We start from the raw sequence: 19,215 nt of genomic DNA, 5'->3' as shown, positions 1-19,215 counted from the left end.
TATTCTAGGGGATGGCCCATAGGTGTCAACCTAATCCATAGTTTGTCATCCTGAGCGGAGTGAAACGGAGTCGCAAGATCTAGATTAAGGTAATTAGATTCTTCGCCAAGGCTTAGAGTGACACTTTGATAGGGTTTCTGGAAATACTTAGCTTAGAGTGACGCCTAGGGAGAAGGACGATCCTTTCGTCCCGAAGATAGGATAGACTAGACTTGTATTTTGTAGGGAACGATCAGTGATCGTTCCGTTAAATGTTCGAATCTTATAACTGATTCAAAAAGGAGGTTTATAAAGCAAATGCAAAGCAAATTAAATTTAGATGAAAGCTTGATTAAAAAAGCGCGGAATGCTGCAAAAGTCATTGCAGAGGACACGCAGCAATTTATTGATCAGCATACTACAGTAACGGTGGAAAGAACCATTGCCAGACTGTTAGGAATAGACGGCGTAGATGAAATCGAAAAGCCTCTGCCCAATGTGGTAGTAGATAATATCATCGAAGGGGGCGGCTTGTCTTCCGGAACAGCCTATTGGATCGGGAATGCCATGGTGCATACAGGAAAGGATCCTCAAGGGGTGGCAGAGATGGTGGCACGGGGAGAACTGGACCTCACAAAAATCCCGATAGCTTCAGATGAAAAAATTCGACTGGCCATTCAGCCGCTAGCAGAGGAAATGGTAGAAAGAATCCGGCAAAACAGGAAACAGCGAGAGGCATACATTGAAAAATTGGGAGAAGGCAGAAAGCCTTATTTATACGTGATCGTTGCTACAGGAAATATCTATGAAGATGTACTGCAAGCACAAGCGGCAGCAAGACAAGGTGCCGATGTAATTGCAGTAATCCGTACAACAGCACAGAGCTTGTTGGATTATGTACCCTTTGGACCTACCACGGAAGGATTTGGCGGTACCTATGCGACGCAGGAGAACTTCCGCATCATGCGAAAGGCATTAGATGAGGTGGGAGAAGAAATTGGAAGATATATCCGCCTATGCAACTACTGCTCTGGATTGTGTATGCCGGAGATCGCAGCCATGGGTGCCATTGAGAGGCTGGATGTTATGCTCAACGATGCCCTCTACGGTATTCTATTTAGAGATATCAATATGCAGAGAACTTTGGTAGATCAATACTTCTCAAGAATCATCAACGGATTTGCGGGAATCATTATCAATACAGGAGAAGATAACTATTTAACCACTGCAGACGCAGTAGAAGAAGCGCATACTGTACTGGCTTCCCAATTTATCAATGAGCAGTTTGCCTTAAAGGCAGGAATTCCGGAAGAACAAATGGGACTGGGGCATGCATTCGAAATGAGCCCGGATATAGAAAACGGCTTCCTACTGGAACTGGCACAAGCGCAAATGGCAAGAGAGATTTTCCCGAAGGCGCCTTTGAAATATATGCCGCCTACAAAGTTTAAGACTGGAAATATTTTTAAAGGACATATTCAGGATGCCATGTTCAACATGATTTCTGTTATGACCAACCAAGGAATTCAATTGCTGGGGATGTTGACAGAAGCCATCCACACACCGCTGTTGCAGGATAGAGCCCTTTCTATTGAAAATGCAAAATATGTATTTAACAACGCGCGGGCTTTGGGAGAAGATATTGAATTCAAAAAAGACGGCATCATGCAAAGAAGAGCCCGGGAGGTTGTGGCAAAAGCTGCTGAAATGCTGGAGGAAATCCAGCGGGAAGGATTGTTTACTACCATCGAACAGGGGAAATTTGCCGGTGTAAAGAGAGCAATGGACGGCGGCAAAGGACTTCAAGGGGTTACCAAAAAGCATGAGAAGTATTTCAATCCCTTTGTAGCATTGATGCTGGGAGGTGAAAGATAATGGCAGTACAACAAATAGATTTAACCAAAATCAAACCCTATGGAGATACTATGAATGACGGGATGGTACAGCTATCCTTTACCTTGCCGGTACCTTGTGGAGAAGAAGCAAAGGAAGCAGCCAGACGTCTTGCCCTGAAGATGGGACTGGAAGAACCTAGTGTGGTTCACGCAGAGGATTTGGGTGTAGGCTATACCATGTTTGTCCTCTATGGAAAGTGCCAGCATACTGTAGACTACACTGCCATCGAAGTGCCTAAGGTAGATGTGGATGTGATGGACAAATACGGGGTAGAGGATTTTATTGATGAGAATATTGGCAGAGATGTAGTGATCGTAGGTGCCTGCACAGGAACCGATGCCCACACCGTAGGGATTGATGCCATCATGAACATGAAGGGATATGCAGGACACTATGGTTTAGAGCGCTATAAAGGGATCAAGGCCTATAATCTTGGCAGTCAGGTACCCAATGAGGATTTTGTTGCTAAAGCCATTGAGCTGAACGCCGATGTATTGTTGGTATCTCAAGTAGTTACCCAAAAAGATGTGCATATTCCAAACCTGACACAGCTGGTGGAGCTTTTGGAAGCAGAAGGAATCCGAGATAAGATGGTATTGGTATGCGGAGGGCCCCGGATCAACCACGAACTGGCTAAGGAGCTTGGCTATGATGCAGGTTTTGGCAGCGGCAGCTATGCGGAGGATGTAGCTTCCTTCGCAGTTCAGGAAATAGTAAAAAGAAAATTAGTATAGACGAAGAGACGGACCATCCGCAATGTCATTAAGTTAAGACAATTGTAATAAAACTACCTAAAAGAGTAGAGTACAGAAAATGTACCCTACTCTTTTTTTTACAAAAAACGACTTGTGCAATGAAATTTGATAGTATATGATTATCATGTTGTAGTAGTAGTAGTAGTAGTAGTAGTAGTAGTAGTAGGGGCGACCTGTGGTCGCCCGCACAGGTTTCTACATTTGCACTTCAGAAATCCGTTAAAACAAGAGGGCTGTTATTATCAAAAGGATAATGAAGATTGAGTATTTAGAATAACAGCAAGAGCATGGTTCCTTATAAACGGGCGACCACAGGTCGCCCCTACCTTTTCAGTATTTCGGAAAGGTATCTTTGTCATCCCGAATGCAGTGAAGGATCTGGAGTGCTGAATGAAAGGTTTTTCGTCACATCAAGGATGACAGATACGAAAGCATTGCTTTACCATCATTGTAGGGGAGAACAGCGTTCTCCCGTTCTATATTATTGGCGGACAAATATTGTTTGCCTCTATAGGTCTTGCACTGCATTATTCAACTACTATAAATAAAATCTATTACCGGAAAAATATAAAATAAGAAAGAAGGAATATTTTGTAAAATAAAGAAGAGATATAGTAGAACCTGTAATATATGTACCCAGAACGCTGGCTGCGCAGCAAAAACTGTCTGCTGCACGAATAAAACATAACACAAAAACATAAATTTCAACAAAATTCGACAAATGACTGGAAGATTATACTATATAATAATAGGGCAGAGCATTAACTAGTAAAAAGCAAGGAGGCAAATGCATCGTGGGAAACAGGAAAAAATATCATTGGGTCTTATTTTTAATCATTCTGATTTTACTGATGCCGCAAACCGGGCAAGGGGCGGTTATGAAGCACGCCTATGAAGTGAAAGAACATAAAGACGGATACAAGCAGGTAATCATCCGGGATCTAAATAGAGAGCTTTTGTTAAAGCCTGGAAACACCATTTTCTATGCAAATGGGGAAGAGTATTATACAGAAGAGCCCTTTGTGATGAAAGAGGGAGTTTTAGACATAACGGAGGCACAGCAGCGCTTCATAGAGGAAAATATTGCGAATAAAAAGATTTTAAAAGTACATAAGGGTGTTGCGATTGACCGGGTAAAATATCATAAGAATGTACCGGTTTTTACGGACCTATCCATGAAAAAGATCATAGAACAGATTCCTGTGAATCAAGAAGTACGCGTATTAGAAACGGTATTGGACGGCTATTTTAAGGTGATGACACCGGCTTTTAAAATAGGATATATGGATGCGAGATTTGTAAAGCTGCAGGGAGATACACTACCGGCGATCCATAATAACCTGGACAAGGTAAATAAGGACAAGGTATTCATCGTGAGCCAGAAGGAACAAAAGCTCTTTGTCTATGCGAAGAGAGAAGACGATGAATATGATCTGGAAAAAGAGATCATTGTCAGTACAGGACTCCCGGCAGAGCACACGCCCAATGGATATTTTCTCATCAAAGAGCGCCGGGGAAAGTGGTTTTATAACCCTAAATACCAGGCGGGGGGACACAACTATGTGGAGTTTAAAGGAAGCTATCTCCTGCACAGTGTTGCCACAGATAAAAATGGAAAGCCAAAGCCGGATCGAGTGGAAAAGCTAGGACAGCAGGCTTCTATGGGATGTATCGGCATGTCAATCCCTGATTCAAAATATATTTATGATCATGCGAAAGCCAACATGTTGTTGGTAATTGATCATGAAACCAAAAAAATTGAGGATATTTTCTCGCATTTGAAAAAATCCGCAGATGATCCATCGATACTAGTTGAAGTAATGCCTACAATAGAGGAGACCGCAGAGATAGAAGCCAACGATGCTATAGATCTGTGACTGGGAAATTTAAAATACCCGATTTTTGTAGGGGCAGGCCTTGTGTCTGCCCGCCCCTTCTATCCAGCAGCATGGGAATGATCAATAAACCGCAGGCTGGCTTTGTGTCTCGCAAGACTTGCACATCCTTTTGATTAAAATACCAATAAAATAGGACACCAATCGGTGTCCTATTTTATTGGTATTGTTAAGCTATTGTTCAGCATTCTGGCAACATCTCCTCTAGTTGCAGGGGTAGACGGCTTAATCGTTATGCCCTTAGTAATGCCCAGTTCATTGGCTTTATCAATAAAGTTATTTGGCCAGTTGCTACCCTTTACCGTATCCTTATAACCTAATGCGTTTACCAGGATGGTCAGTGCTTCTGCATGGGTAATATTTCGCTGCAGTTTAAAGGTATTGTCAGGATAACCGGTAATGAGATTGTTTTCTACAGATACATTAATGTGTCCTGTACTCCAGTGGGTTCTATCCACATCTTTGAACTTGGTAGCACCTTTACGGCTCAGCGCTTCAGCTTCTTTTCCAATCATGCGTACAGCAACAGCGGTAAATTCTGCTCGTGTAATATTATCTCCAAATCGCATATTGCCGTTTGGATCTCCGATCAAAAGCCCTAGTGCCTTTAGCTTTACACCGATTTCATCAAGGGTTGGGGAACTTGCCGCAAAGACTAAGGAACTGGTGGCTAAGACCAGAATGAAACAGCAGAGAAGCAAATTTCTAAAAGAAAATTTCATCCGGTGCACCTCCATTTTGGATTTCCTTCTTAAGAACATTATACCAGGCCCTCCCCTTTGGACATATTTCATTTTTATGACATTCAGGTTACATCAAAAGGACAAGGGTCCTCCAGTTGTTGGAGGACCCTTGTAATATTATTATAGGAGAGTATTGAACCGGATGTGCACTAAGGGCGGCTGATGGACATAACATGCTGCCCGTTCTGATCATAAATTTCCGCAGTTAAATTTACAGGGAAAACATCTGCGATAGTATCTAGTGCATTCATAACATAACTTTCAAAGCTACTCATGCCAGATTCCTCGATATATTTCCACTTAGAATCGGACTTAGAGAAATTGCCTTCCATTTTTACTCTGTAATGGGTTGCATCCTTCTCTGTAATATAGTACGTAAATCTAAGGGTTTCATCACCATAGGAAAATCTTTGATTATACTTATTCAGACTGTTTTCCAATTCTTCCAGCAGGGTTGCTGACCGGATGATGCCATCTTCAAAGCTGAAGCGCAATGCTTCTTTGTTCGTAGATGAATCGATGATTTTACCGTTTATGTTGATCGGCCCGTAGTATGTATCGATTTTATCCTGCAGTGATATCAGGTAATCCATTTTACGGTATTCGCTCCAGTCATAGAAGCGGTCGTCGTTGAAATAGATATTCAAGTTTGCATTCTTGCGGACCGCGCTGACTTCGTAATAGAAGTTAATATTGTTAAAGCGGCGGAGCCTATTATTGAGTTCATCAGCCAGTTCTTTCACATCTACCTTATCCTTGCCTTTGCCGCCATGCTCTTCAAAATCGAAGGAAAGTTGGCCGTCTTCGGTTTTAAAGGTAATATAGGTAGTATCTACACTGTTTGAAGGTGTACTGCGGATAGAACCGGTGATTTTAGCATAACGATCAAACAGGTCCCGGACAGCAGCATACATATCATCAACCCAGTTTCTGATCATACTATTGGAAAGTACATCAAAATCATCAAAATCATTGAGATCATAAGTGATGCGCAGTCTGTATTCATTGTCGCTAATACGGCTGAAGCGGATAGCCGTATCGAAATCCTCGAAATCCTCATAATTGTCCCGAAGAAAGGCTTCCATCCTTGATACGGAAAAAATCTGTGCGTCAGTATAGGGTGATGCTGCCATTTTCAATACAGTTTGCCGGAGATCTTCCACCTGTTCGGTTAGACGGTTAATCTCTTGGTTTTTTATGAAGATTCTCCCTAATAACGCATTGTCTGAATCTAACCGCAATGCGCCATTGGTGGAGATATCAATTTTTTTCTCATCCACATCATAATGATAGCCCATATATAAATCATCTGCAAAATCGGCAGCGGAAATATAAACTTCACCCTCATAGAGGAACGGATTTTCTGACAGATAAACCGGTTTTTGATCGACTACTACAGATATGTCATAGAACCATAGGGTCAAGTTCCGTGTTACCGCGGTGGAAACAGGAGTTTTTTCATTTTTTTCTCTTGGAACCTCCGGCTTAGCGGCACTTTTTGGATTGCTGCTGCTGATTTCACCATCTTCAAAGGTAAATAGCAATGCTTCCATATCGGTATTTGCGTCGACAATTCTGCCATAAACCGTTTTTTTGCCTTGCAGGTCTTCTATTTCCTCTTGTATATTGCGTAAAAAATCACGCCGTTTCGCAGAACTCCAATCATAGTAGTCATCATTATAAAAAGATACGGTTACATCAATACGGTTATTGTCTATATATACATCATAATAAAAACGGACATCATTATAGGTGCCAATGTTAGATTCCAGAGCTTCTTTTAATTTTCTTGCTTCGACAGATTGTGAACTGCTGGAGGAAGAACGATTAAAATAGGATTCCAATTCTCCTTCGTTTGTTTCAAACTCAATATAGGTACTCTCGGGATTGGAACGATCATGCCGGATATATCCGTCTATATCTGCATGACGATTATATAGCTCACGAATGGTATGTAAGATATCTTCCAAATACCGGTTTACCGTTCTTTGGCTGATTGTATCAAAATCTCCCCGGTCGCTGTAGGGGAAAGTAATGTGCAAACGGTAGCGGTCGCTACGGTAATGATAGAAGCTAATGGTCATGGGAATGTTATTTAGGGTGTCAAAGCGATCCTGCAGGTAGGACTGCATTTCCGAATCGGAACGGATACTGACATCGGAAGATGTCTTTCCGGAAGCTTCCCCCTTCTGCTGCTCCAGTGCCTTCAGTTCTTGATTCAAAGCTGCAATTTGATAATCCCGCTGTACCAATTGGGCAGCAAAGCTTTCTTTTTGCGTTTGCTGGCTGGCTCCCCCCGTTGTCAGGGTTGCCTTTTTATCCTTGTCAGAATAAGTGTACTGCAAGGACAGTGCCCTGGAGAAATCTGCAAGCGGTACATAGATATCCCCGTTTATCAGAAATGGTTCCCGGGACATATGGATAAGCTGTCCATCTACATACAACTGAAGATTATCGAATGTTGCAGTGACATTGCGGCTGTAGCCTTGACTAAAGCCAACTGCCGGGAATGCTGTAAACAAAAGCATCAGTACAAGCAGAACGGCTGTAAATTTTCTTTGCATGGTTTGACCTCCTTTGTTGCGATTCAGGCTTGTTTCTAATTATTATATCGTAAAAACATACCCAAAACTATAGGATTTCTTTCAGAAAAAATAAACAGGTCTTTTGTTTCATTTTGTTTACAGTTATCGAATATTTGAAAATCCTGGCAGTTCCTATGATATAATTAAGGTACTATTTTCCATTCAATTTTCTAAATTTTAGCTGAACCTTCAATTTGATTGTGACGATAGATTAGTAGGACATAAATAGCGGGAGGCGAAACAATGAAGAAGAGTACAATCGTAAAAAGAATTTTAGCATTATGCATTATATGGGTTATGATATTCTCTTTAGTCCCCTGGGAGGATATAACCGTGTATGCCTTTGATCAATCCCAGTATAAGGTAGATCAGGTAACGCTGTTTAAAATATATGACCGCAACCGGAATATGGAGCAGAGAAGAGTACTGATTCTCGGAAGCTTCTTAAAGGATGCGGAGGTAGGGATTATTACCAGCAGCGGCTATGTCGCTTTAAAAAACCGGACACAGAACACAGACGGTCTGCTTCAATTCGACATTGACTCGGACCAATTGGGGAGCAAATTGTTGGTAGGATCTGTACAGATTGATTTGAATGAAGAACAGATGCCGAACCTTACGTCCGCCAGCCGTAAAGTGAAACTGGGTACAGAGTCCCTGACCTTAACAGGAACAAACTTTTTAAACATCAAGGACCTGGCTGCAGTTAAGGCAAAATATGAACACGACGGTGCTGAAACAAGCATGCCTAAAGATGTATTCACCTCGGATACTACTGCCAGCTATACGCCAACAGTAGGGAGTTTAGGGATGCAGAACATTATTTTTGAAAAAACAGAAACCAGTCAATACAATTTTAACGATAAGTATCCAAATCATCCTGTAAACGTAGTGATCAAATATACCTACAAGGACCAATTCCAGTTTTACAAGGACTTAGTTATTAATGGCTTAACGATGCGTCCGAATCGAGGAGAAAAAGGAGATACCGTTTATTTTGAAGCACCAACCCCCGGTCTGGATGCCTATGACGTTTTTTTTCTAAAAGAAATCAATGGAACAGACCCTTATACGGTGAATAACCGGGGTACCAACAAAACCTTCCGACCGAATGTAGAGGGAAAAGATATTCTAACGGTACAGGTACCGAGCCTGTCTGTAGGAGAGTATTATGTGGTGTTGACCAACGCCACGGGAAAAGATCCCATGCAGGAGGTCATTCAGGAAAGGATTGTGGGAACTGCACCGGACTACGAAAAGTTTACCATTATTGATGCAAACATCAAATCGAAAATTATCAACATCCAACCGAACAGCGGCCCGGATACGGGATCAAAAGCGACGATATCGGGACAGTTTTTCGGAACGATAAACATTCCGGAGTTTACCCGGGATAATCCGACAGATCCTTTAGGCGTCACATTAACCGATTCAAAAGAGATGATTGTAGAATATGGATCCGGATGGTACAACAAGGGCAAACCGGGAGCCATTCAAGTCGAATCCGCTGAACGGAGGATAACGGTAATCATTGGGGAACAGGCCTCCTTTAAAACACCTGGGGGAGACCCCTATGACTACAGCTTCAATACGGATTTAGACCGTCTTACGATACATACCGCCCAGGTGGCTGATGCAGAGACCAATCCGCAGAAAGATGTAATTGTTGAAACCGTCACCATTTTAAAATATGATACAAACAAAAAAATTGAAATCAAAGAGAGAGCAGAACTTAAAAACGGATATACTTATATTTCCAGCAAGGTTACACCCACCATTCAAACGGTAACACCGGATAAAATACAGGTTACGCCTGAAGGAGGCAGCTTCAGGGTTGCAGCCAAGGGGAGCGTAACCGAAAAGGGGAAAACTTATACCGGTTTAATGATGGCCATCCATGGAACCAATTTCATGATTCACCGGTACGTAAAGGCTGATGGGACAGAAGTCGTACGGTATCCTGTGATTGAACTGGGGAATCAGATCCAATTGGACAGAAACCTGGATGACAGTATATACATAAAGGTGTTGGATGCTTCGGGAAATGAATTAGACGGTACGGAAGGCAATGAAATCGGAACCAAAATTATCGTTGTGGTGCCGAATGATAAGACTGTCAGCACGCTGGGAAAAACTTTCCTGCGAGTTACCAATCCTGTCCGTAATTCCGATACATTAGGCTTAAGTGCCCAGCGGACAGATTTTATAGAATTCGTGAATCCTGATGCCAATAAAAATCCGATTATTTCTTCCGTGAAACCGGATACTGTTTCTGTAGACGGGGGAGAAGAAGTCATCATAGAAGGAAGTAACTTCCTAAGCGGTATCAAGGTATTTATTGATGGAACAGAAGTGACGGGAGTCAACCGTCAGGAAGATGGGAAAAAGATCACGATTAAGGCGCCGAAGGGCAGGGAAGGAGAGACCCAGCTGTTGGTCATGAACCCGGAAGGCGGAACGGATTCCAGACCCTTTACCTATGTAAAGACCTTTACCAATCCAAAGATTACAGATTTTTCTCCCAAGAGAGGAAATACGGGAACACTGGTCATTATAAAAGGGGAGAATTTCCTAAAACCGGAGCCTACTGCACCGGAGGATAGTATTTATCGTTTGATCGGCACCCGTGTGTTGTTGGGGAATATCGAAGTAAATGAATATAACCTGGATCCAATTACAAAGAAAATTGTTCTAAGAGACTATGCAGCCTCTTCACAACAGGATCCTATTTTCAGAATAGATTCAACCAACAAATCCTTAAAAGTAGCCGATTATTTTTCCGGCCTGATCCTGGAAGCAGAAGGAAGCAGCCCAAAACAATTTTACACCATAGATGTGGATCAAAAAGGCGTTGTATGGTTAACTGACGGTGCAAGCAACCAGTATCGTGTACAGCTGAATGAAAGTAAAACAGCCATCATGGCCAATAAAGAGGGCGGAAGCATCCATCCGCTGCAAATATCCGACAACCGGATACAGATTGGCGCGGCAGGCGCAGGGACTTTTACACCTATCGTCACTTTGAATTTTAGAACGCCTTACAAAATAGATGACAGCAACAACATTGTAGGGAATCGCATAAGGGTAACGTCCCGAAATGAAATTTATTTCCGGGTACCTATTTTGGAAGCCGACGGTTACTATGACGTGACAGTAATCAACCCGGATACAAAAAAGGACAGTAAAATAGGACAGCAGGGATTTTATTACTATACACAGCCCCAATCCAAACCGGTAATCACAGAAATTCGCCCCAATGAAGGTTCAGCAGAAGGGGGCTATACCATTGATATTCTGGGGAAGGATTTTGAGGATGACGGAGCCAATAAAGTAAAGGTTTATATCAATGGGGTGGAGGTCAGCGCAGCAAATACGACTGTATCTGTAGGCGGAGACCGGATAACGGTGATTGTTCCAAAGTATCCGGGGGATCTCCGGGCAGATACGGGAACCAACCGGCTGACGGTTCCGGTAGTTGTCGTAAATCCCGACGGAGGCAGCGCCAGCAATGAGAAGGGCTTTACCTATGTGGTGCCCAGCAGTAAGCCTCAGATCACCAAAATTGTTCCCGCCAAAGGAACTGCTGCCGGTGGGGACATCATAGAAATTACAGGAACGGACTTCCGTTATTATGAGCCCTATGACGATGCCAATCGAAACCAGATTAAGGATATAGACGAAACCTTCAATGATTTGAACTATAACGGTCAATGGGATGATCTGTTGAACATACAAAAGGAAGCCGGAGAGTCTGACGAGGCCTTTCAGGCCAGAAAAGATGAACTGTTGGGAAAAACCCCAACCAATCATAAGCAGTATGATTACTACTACGATTCGCCTGTTCTGCCAAAGGTTTATTTTGGAAATGAATTGGCAAAGATTGTGGAATTTTCCCGGGGATATATAAAAGTGATTACTCCTCCCGGGGCATCCAACCGGGCAGATGTATACATACTGAATAATGATGCAGGGATATCCAACAAAGTTCCCTTTACCTATGAATCCTCCAATCCTAAGATTGATAAGGTCATTCCGGAAGAGGGAAGCCGGTTGGGCGGCGATAAAGTAGAAATTCTCGGAAGCGGTTTTGCCCAGTCGGAGATGGAGATTTACACGGAAGGAGAAACCAACGGCGTTACCAATTATGTACGGGTAACCCGTCCGTTGATCCGCTTTACGGAGATTGGGAACCGGAACATTGCAAGAGAGGCAGAAAACGGCGGCCTGATCAATAACAACCGTACCACTGTAAAAATTGCTGGGAATCTGACAGCAGAGTACAACGGTAACGATAAAAGAATCACCATTACGGTAGAAGAAAATAATAAAACCTATCAAAAAGTAATCAACGGCTATGATAATACAGTAAAATACATACCGCTGTCTCTCATGAAAGAGATCAGTACGGAGGAAGCCTATAACGGAAAAGAACTGGTGCGTGTTGAGGTAACCGACAGAAGACTGTTTGTGGAGAGAGGTTATGCACCGAATGCAGAATACGTCAGTCCGCAGCAGGTGCGGGTTGAAACCGCTTCTTACTATACGGTTGGAAAGGTTCCGGTCGTTATTATCAATCCCGATGGCGGGAAGGGTACCGGCGGATATGAATATAAATATCCTGACAGCCGGCCAAGGATTATTGATATCCTGAAGGAAGGCGTACCGGCCAAGACTGAAGTGATGAATGGAGAGACCGTAAGAGTACTCCGAATGACCTATAAAGGGGGCAATATCGTCACTATTACAGGAGAGGACTTCCGAGAAGGTGCGACCGTTCAAATCTCCGATGTGGCCAAAATTACTGCCGATCGAATTGATTATGACATCAGCAGCCAGCCCAATACCCTAACCTTTGAAATGCCAAACGTGGGACAAGGTGCATTGGACAAGCTGCACCGGGTTGTGGTGACCAATACCGATGGAGGCTCTGCTTACTCCGATGGAATTACTGCAGCGCAGGGTGGTCCGATCTATATCATCTTTGTTGAAGGACAGACCAATCCCCGTATTGATAAGGTAACGCCTGTAGAGGGACCTGCCAGTGGGGGGACAAAGGTTAGAATCGAAGGTACCGATTTTAGAAAAACCATGGAAGATGGCTTTGAAGGCAATACACTAAACGTCTATTTTGGAGAAAATAAAGTAGACGAGAGCAAAATGAATGTGATTGATTATAAAACCATTGAAGTCTTCGTACCCACCAGTCAAAAGCAGGGCGTTGTAGATGTAAAGGTGGAAAATCCTGATGGGGAGCTGGCGATTCTGAGAAATGCCTTTACATACATCAGCGAGCCGAAAATCGAAGGAATTGATCCGCTGAAGATTTTTGCAAATGATGTCAATGCCGAAGTGACCATTACCGGAAAAATGTTTATGCCGGGTGCGAAAGTGATCATCGGAGGAAAGGTTATTCAAGAGAAGGATGTCAAGCAGGACATGCAGGTGATGGGTACCGGGATTCAGGGGGTGGATGATGACGGAAATAATATCCGGGTAGCTGTGGTCGGAGGAAAAGAAGCCGCCTCTGTAACTGTGGTAAATGCTACCACCATCAAGGTGAAATTCAATGAAACCCTGGATTTGGAGAACAATCACTTGGTTGTGATTAACCCTGATGGGGGAATATCCAAGCCCTATGACAAATTTGACTACCAGATTCCGGTACCGGGTAAGCCCTTGGTATTAGAAGCTATACCAGGTTACGAATCCACCATGCAGCTGTTGTGGTCTGAGTCCTCACCGGAGGTGCTCAATGCAGCAGACCGTTATGAGGTTTATGCGAAAAAAGCAGCAGACAGCCAGTATATTTTCATTGGGGATACTAAAGATGCTTCCTTCCTCATCAAAGGATTAGAGCCGAATACCCGTTACAGCTTTATGGTGCGGGCCCTGAACAAATATGGTTCGGCCATAGAATTTGCAGAGGTTACGGCGAGAACCCTCAGTGAGAAAGATGACGATAAGCTGAAGGAAAAAATAGAGCAGTTGGAGAAGGAGAAAAAGAAACTGGAGGAAGAGGGCAAGGAAGAAGTGAAAGATGGCGTACTTATTAAAACCATCGGCAGCAAACAGATTTCTTCCGGCAATACAGCCTATGTCATTGATTTCTCCCTGGCTAAGTATAAAGGGCAAAATAAATATGTAGTAGCCATTCCGTTATCGGCACTGCAGACAATAAATCGCCAGATTACCGTTACAGACGGTACGGTTAGCCTTACCTTCCTGCCGAAGGATCTTTACACACGGGAGGTCAGCCAGGTGTCCGGTAAGGATATAGAAGATGCCTATGTCCGTGTAGGATTTGAGCGCATTGGCGGGAAGCTGGAAGAGAGTCTTAAAGGTGCAGTACCGAGAACCCAGCGACAGGCATCCCGGTTTTATGAGATTTCCTTTGAACTGCAGGTGGGCAAGGACATCAGCAGCATCCGTAGAATGATGCAGCAGGGAACTTTGGATATCAAGCTGGATACAGCGGCTTATTCCACAGCCAATAAAGACAAACTCTTTATCGGAGAATATGACCCGTCACAGGACAAGTTCATCAAGCTGGGCAATGGCAGCCGTGCCTACCCGCAAGCCGCCGGAAGATATGTGCTGCTTTCTGAAAGATAGACGGCAGGATATGGATGAATGAATAAGAACTGCAGGAGACGACCTGTGTATCGTCCCGAAAGATGATTATCTACATCCTGGAGAATAATGTTCTTACCGTTTGAAGAATTCCAAGTCTAAAGCAGGGGAGGGCCTCGTGCCCTCCCACTATTGAAAAATATATTTAGTAAATAAGGGACGGCGAACCTGTCCCCTTGTCCCGAAAACAAAAAAAGAATGGAGCGAAACCAATGGGAAATCTTCGAAACAGACTTAGCCTGTGGCTGGCAGTACTCTTAATGGTCCAGATATTCCCTTTTTCTGTATTTGCATTTGATGATACCGATTATCCTGTCTATGAGGGGAGCGCCAATCAAACTGCCCTATATAGCACCATCCAGTTTAATGATCTTCAGGGCCATTGGGCAAGACAAGCGGCACAGGAAGCTGCTGCACTGTCCATCATGAAAGGCCTGAACAACCGGCAATTCGGACCTAACCGTACCCTTACCTATGCGGAGGCGCTGACAGTGGTGGTAAAGGCGATGGGGCTGGAGGCCGATGCCCAGCAGGCAGGAGAGGCTCAGATGCGGCCAAAGGTAAGGGATATCCTGCTGATGAGTGCTGCGGATAATTGGGCAAAAGGATACATACAGGTGGCATCACAAAAAGGGATTCTAACCCCGCAAGAAAGCAATGAGATTTTAAACCTAACGCAAACAGAGCGGGACCGGATCGAAAGTCAGGTAGAACAGCAGCTAAGCATCTATGAAAATAGGGATTTAACCCCAGCCGAAATCAATACTTTGCAAAACCAGGTACGGGAGCTGCTTACTACAAAGGCTACATGGAACCGCCCTGTAAGCAGGCAGCAAGTGGCGGCCTGGGTTTCCAGAGCCATCGAACTGGAACCTGTATACGGCAGCGATATGGTCAATGTTTACCGGTTTAACGACTGGAGACAGATTGATACAGAAAAAATACCCATGGTGGAGGCCGTACTGCAGCGCGGGCTGATGACCGGTACCAGTGCCACAGCCTTTTCTCCAAAGGGACAACTGACCCGGGGTCAAATGGCCCAATTGGTTGTCAATATGCATGATGATCTTCTGGAGGCGCGGGGCCTCAGGCGTATCAATGGAGAGGTCAACGATGTTGAAAATATACAGGACGCAGGAAAAAACAAAAGAATCTATACGATGCGCAATGATGACAACAGCAAAAACTATATTTTGGTAGAGCCGAATCAAAAGGATTTCATTACACAAAAAAACGGAAACCTGGGCCTGTCAGCACAACTTAGCATTGGAGACGGAATGCGTTACTACATAAACGATAAGGATGAAGTGGTCTATGGAGCTGTAGATGCTGCCAGGGAAAGCAAATTGGAAGGCTTTATTGATGCAGTCGATGAGAGCCAACAGCAGCTAAACCTGATGGATTTCTCAGATAAACTTCATATGCTGACACTGCAGCCTTCAACACAAATACGAATTAACGGCAGGGACGGTGCTTTAAAGGACTTGCTTTACGGTATGGAGATCGTCGCTACCCTTAAGGGCGATAGGATCACTGCAATCGAGGGGATATTAGAGGAAGATCCTTACCGTCACGGCTACATTCCCCCAGGAAGCCGGGTGAAAGTAGGGGATGTACTCTTTATCAACAGTGATACAGTAGAAATTAAGGTGGGAGATAAAAGAGAAAAGTATCATATCACAGCATATACCCAGCTATTAAGAAGTGATGCACGGGCAAACCTGTTTGAGATCAAAGAGGGAGACAGAGTTCTGCTATCCTTCGATGATATCTATAGCCCCGATATTGCGTCTATCCAAGTCGAAGATCAGGAGCGACATATCGATAAAATTTACCGCGGAAAAATCGATTCTGTCAATGAAAGAGGGAAAGAAATTCTTCTAAGCGAGGTCACCTTTTACGAGAGCGGCAAATGGGTGAAACATCCGGATCAGAAGGTGAAACTAAAGGCAGAAAATGACAAACTCTATGACGGAGCCCTTAAAACCACACTAAAATCATTAAGTGCTGCTAAAGGATCAGAAATCTATGCAGCAGTAGAGAAAAGCTACGGCGTGGAGCGGGTGGCAAAGCTGTCCCTCAAGCAGGGATCTGCAGTACTCTATGAAAGCCGCATCACAGATATACAGTTTGGTACCAATAGAATGGTTGTGGACAACAATAGCTTCAGTTTCCATCCGGGTACCATCGTCGTCAAGAACAACAGGCTGGTAGATATGCTTAACCTAGACTTAAGCCAAAGTATTTATATGGCAGCAGACGTCAACCGGGGAAACCGCAGTGCATCATTCATTGCCATCGGCGACAGCGGTATCTTGGATGATCGTATTGACGGTACGAGAATCATGGTGTATCAGGGCAATGTGGAAGACATTTATGATTATGGCATTACCATCGGGCGTTTGAGTTACCAGCTGGATTATCTAAAACTTGAAAACAACCAATGGACAGAAGTCTCCCGCAGCAAGAAGTTTACATTGACGGAGGACAGCTATATTTTTGACAGTGACCTGAAAAAAGAAATTAACAGCAGTTACTTTATCGATACGCGGTATATTGATCCGGAGGACGTAGAGGACGAGGAATTGCGGAAGCGGATTGAGAACCGTTTCTATATTGGCAAAAGTGCATACTTTGTTGTAAAAGAGACCACCATTGATGGAGAAACCTATGCAGAAGTATTGGCGTTGAATCTGACACCAAAGATCATTTACGACCGGGGCCGTGTCAATACAGAGCACAGTGCCATGGCTGTCATTGATAAGGTAGATTTGGATAACGGCACCATAACCCTTGGAAATCTGAAATACTGGAATGCTTTAAACAAACGGTGGGAAGCTGCCAGCGGCAGTGAGGCTGTTACTATGGACAATGCTGTAGTTCTAATCAATGACCGTCCGGTTAGCCAGGATGAAATTCATAGACTCAAACCGAAGGCCCGGGCATATGTTATAAAGAACAAGAAGAGTTCCGTCAACGATGATGCCTATGTGGTTATCGTGGAACAATAAAGGGGGGAGCCATATGAACAAAAAAGCTCTGGGATTGGCCGTTTTATTGGTGCTTTCCTTCAGCCTGCAGGGGGTAGCGGCAGCACCCCCCGGCTATGAGGGCGGCATCAAAAATGAGTCAACCTATAAAGAAGTAATCTTTTTAACAGGAGAACCCATTGTTTTAGAAGGAACACTGGATATCTCCATAAGAGAACGGAACAACCAGGTAACGGAACGGTACACCTATAAACTGGAAAATGCTGAAAAGAATGCAAAAATGAGCAGAACCGTTTCTATCAACAAGGATTTGCAGAAAAATGGAGATCAATTGACAGAGAAAGCTTCCATTATAAGCTTTAAAGAAACCATTGATGTGAATGGATCAAGATATGAAGCTACGGACAAAAGCTACCAATGGAGTAAATCCGATATATACCAAAACAAACCCGGAGTAACCTACTTTGCTGGAAACTGGGATGGCCGCAAGACTTATACCATCAATAAAAACCAGGGAAAAGTTACGGTAGAAACGAGAAGCAGCGTGGTAGGTTATGACCACTATTGGGGAACTACAGAAACCCAGAGCATTGAATACTATATTGATTCAGAGAGAACAATCAGTGTTGAAGGTGAGGCGGAGACGGTTCGGTGGCAGGGCACTGCCGTTGTGGATGCATCCCACAACCGCACAAGGGATTTTAATTATGAAGCCAACCAGCCTACTCAAATTAGTTTCCGGGGCGGATATTTACTTACAGAGCAGCAGGAGAATGTATTAAAAGTTACCTATGACCTCCCTCGATTGGACGAGGAAGGAAAGCTAAGATCCCGGAGAAACGCAGGCAGTACCAGTTTCAGTATTGATACCAATCCTGTCAACCAACGGCTGAATGTACCCAATATGAGGGACGTGGCAGGCCACTGGGCAGAGAAAGATATCCTCCTCTTGACCAGCATGGATGCCTTTACTGCCAACAGCTCCTATTTTGGACCTTCACTGCCTATGAACCGGGGAGAATTTGCCAGGGCAATTGCTGTCGTAATGGGCCTGAAGGTAGAAGAGCCAAAGACGACGGCGAGAAACAGCAAAGTGACGGAAACTCCCTCAATTTTTACCGATGTAACGAAGGAAGACCCCAACAGGAAATATATCACTGCCGTATATGAAAAAGGAATCATGCAAGGGTCAGGAAAAGACCGCTTTGCTCCAAATCAAGCCTTGACAAGGGCGCAGGCAGTAACGGTGCTGGTTACCACCCTGGGTTTTGAGAATTTGGCCCCTATCCAGCAGTATAGTACCGGATTTAGAGATGACGGGCAAATACCCATCTGGGCAAAGGATGCCGTTTATATGGCTAAGGAATTAGGACTGGTTCAGGGAAGTGACGAAGGCTATTTCCAACCGAATAAGGTACTGACCAAGGCGGAGGCAGTAGCTATGATGACAAACTTCATCCGCTACCTGCAGCAAGATCTGCGCTATGACTACCGGGAGCGCATCCTAAATTTCTAGAATTATATTTAGGATTCTATTCATGTAGGGAACGATCAGTGATCGTTCCGCTTCCTTTATATAGATGTGTGACTGAGAAAGCTTACTTATCCATCCAAGACCGTAGGGGCAGGCCTTGTGTCTGCCCGCTGCATTTTCGGGAGGACCACAGGTCCTCCCGTTTAGATGAGACGTGGGGAAGTTTCTCGACGCAGGAGAGACGCGTCCCTATGTCTCACACCATTAG

Annotated in this window: 8 protein-coding genes; 6 read left to right on the top strand and 2 right to left on the bottom strand. The window is 44.0% G+C overall.

All coding sequences use genetic code 11. The features are described from left to right. Positions 1-297 precede the first annotated feature (297 nt). The 3 genes from kamD to Gferi_RS11505 all read left to right on the top strand — a co-directional run bounded on the left by kamD (position 298) and on the right by Gferi_RS11505 (position 4,507). Positions 298-1,854 carry a lysine 5,6-aminomutase subunit alpha gene (gene kamD, locus Gferi_RS11515; protein WP_069976597.1) on the top strand — a complete coding sequence of 519 codons (1,557 nt, stop codon included), beginning with the start codon at positions 298-300 and terminating at the stop codon, positions 1,852-1,854. Further along, complete coding sequence (gene kamE / locus Gferi_RS11510) at positions 1,854-2,609, top strand: lysine 5,6-aminomutase subunit beta (RefSeq protein ID WP_069976596.1); 756 nt, start codon at positions 1,854-1,856, stop codon at positions 2,607-2,609. The genes kamD and kamE overlap by 1 nt, the downstream gene beginning before the upstream one ends. Positions 2,610-3,424: 815 nt before the next feature. Beyond that, on the top strand, positions 3,425-4,507 hold the full coding sequence (locus Gferi_RS11505) for a L,D-transpeptidase (protein WP_069976595.1): 1,083 nt from the start codon (positions 3,425-3,427) through the stop codon (positions 4,505-4,507). A gap of 170 nt (positions 4,508-4,677) precedes the next feature. Here the strand turns inward: Gferi_RS11505 and Gferi_RS11500 are convergent, their stop codons facing one another. Together Gferi_RS11500 and Gferi_RS11495 are read right to left on the bottom strand one after the other, a co-directional pair. Further along, positions 4,678-5,247, bottom strand: a complete 570-nt coding sequence (locus tag Gferi_RS11500) for an S-layer homology domain-containing protein (RefSeq protein WP_169832986.1) — start codon at positions 5,245-5,247, stop codon at positions 4,678-4,680. Between the two features lie 170 nt (positions 5,248-5,417). Further along, entirely contained in the window at positions 5,418-7,832 is a 2,415-nt protein-coding gene (locus tag Gferi_RS11495; RefSeq protein WP_069976592.1) for a stalk domain-containing protein, read from the bottom strand. A gap of 264 nt (positions 7,833-8,096) precedes the next feature. On the opposite strand from Gferi_RS11495, the gene Gferi_RS11490 reads away from it, so the two are divergent. From Gferi_RS11490 to Gferi_RS11480, 3 genes are all read left to right on the top strand, one after another. Continuing rightward, positions 8,097-14,465 carry an IPT/TIG domain-containing protein gene (locus tag Gferi_RS11490; RefSeq protein WP_069976590.1) on the top strand — a complete coding sequence of 2,123 codons (6,369 nt, stop codon included), beginning with the start codon at positions 8,097-8,099 and terminating at the stop codon, positions 14,463-14,465. 230 nt (positions 14,466-14,695) lie between these two features. Further along, the gene (locus Gferi_RS11485; RefSeq protein ID WP_069976588.1) at positions 14,696-17,494 is read left to right on the top strand and encodes an S-layer homology domain-containing protein; all 2,799 of its coding nucleotides are present in this window, start codon (positions 14,696-14,698) and stop codon (positions 17,492-17,494) included. A gap of 13 nt (positions 17,495-17,507) precedes the next feature. After that, positions 17,508-18,989 (top strand): S-layer homology domain-containing protein, encoded by a 1,482-nt coding sequence (locus tag Gferi_RS11480; RefSeq protein ID WP_069976586.1) that lies wholly within the window; start codon positions 17,508-17,510, stop codon positions 18,987-18,989. Positions 18,990-19,215: the final 226 nt, after the last annotated feature.

Source organism: Geosporobacter ferrireducens, assembly GCF_001750685.1.
Taxonomy (GTDB): domain Bacteria; phylum Bacillota; class Clostridia; order Peptostreptococcales; family Thermotaleaceae; genus Geosporobacter; species Geosporobacter ferrireducens.
The sequence above is the reverse complement of the archived record's forward strand: the minus strand, read 5'-3'. Positions and strand labels throughout refer to the sequence as shown.

Excerpts from the sequence above, each read along its gene's own strand:
- kamE (WP_069976596.1), top strand. The coding sequence starts at position 1,854 with ATGGCAGTACAACAAATAGATTTAACCAAAATCAAACCCTATGGAGAT.
- Gferi_RS11485 (WP_069976588.1), top strand. The coding sequence starts at position 14,696 with ATGGGAAATCTTCGAAACAGACTTAGCCTGTGGCTGGCAGTACTCTTA.
- Gferi_RS11500 (WP_169832986.1), bottom strand. The coding sequence starts at position 5,247 with ATGAAATTTTCTTTTAGAAATTTGCTTCTCTGCTGTTTCATTCTGGTC.
- Gferi_RS11490 (WP_069976590.1), top strand. The coding sequence starts at position 8,097 with ATGAAGAAGAGTACAATCGTAAAAAGAATTTTAGCATTATGCATTATA.
- Gferi_RS11480 (WP_069976586.1), top strand. The coding sequence starts at position 17,508 with ATGAACAAAAAAGCTCTGGGATTGGCCGTTTTATTGGTGCTTTCCTTC.
- kamD (WP_069976597.1), top strand. The coding sequence starts at position 298 with ATGCAAAGCAAATTAAATTTAGATGAAAGCTTGATTAAAAAAGCGCGG.
- Gferi_RS11495 (WP_069976592.1), bottom strand. The coding sequence starts at position 7,832 with ATGCAAAGAAAATTTACAGCCGTTCTGCTTGTACTGATGCTTTTGTTT.